The organism is Neokomagataea anthophila (assembly GCF_018122595.1).
GTDB classification, from domain to species: domain Bacteria; phylum Pseudomonadota; class Alphaproteobacteria; order Acetobacterales; family Acetobacteraceae; genus Gluconobacter; species Gluconobacter anthophilus.
Genome location: NZ_JAGRQH010000315.1, coordinates 1 through 206, shown reverse-complemented (window position 1 = coordinate 206; position 206 = coordinate 1). Strand labels below are relative to the sequence as shown.

General features: G+C 50.5%; 1 protein-coding gene. It reads left to right on the top strand.

Features of this window, described 5'->3' with window-relative positions; all coding sequences use genetic code 11:
* Window positions 1–25 precede the first annotated feature (25 nt).
* A partial coding sequence (locus tag KB213_RS12775; protein WP_346266722.1) for an ABC transporter permease subunit occupies window positions 26–206 on the top strand: 181 nt, incomplete at its 3' end.

Here is a 206-nt window from a genome sequence, read left to right as displayed (position 1 = left end):
GGCCGATACGTTATCGGCCGCTTAAATTGAAATTGCTATTCTCAATGGGGTTGGCCCAGCACGACTGATTTTTGTGAATGCTATTCCGAATGCGATTGGCACCATTGTAAACGCTGTGGCGCTCAGCCTTTCCTCCCTACAGGGAGGAGTTGTGGTGATTGAGGTTGTGTTCACATACCCGGGACTAGCAGGCCTGATGGTAGATG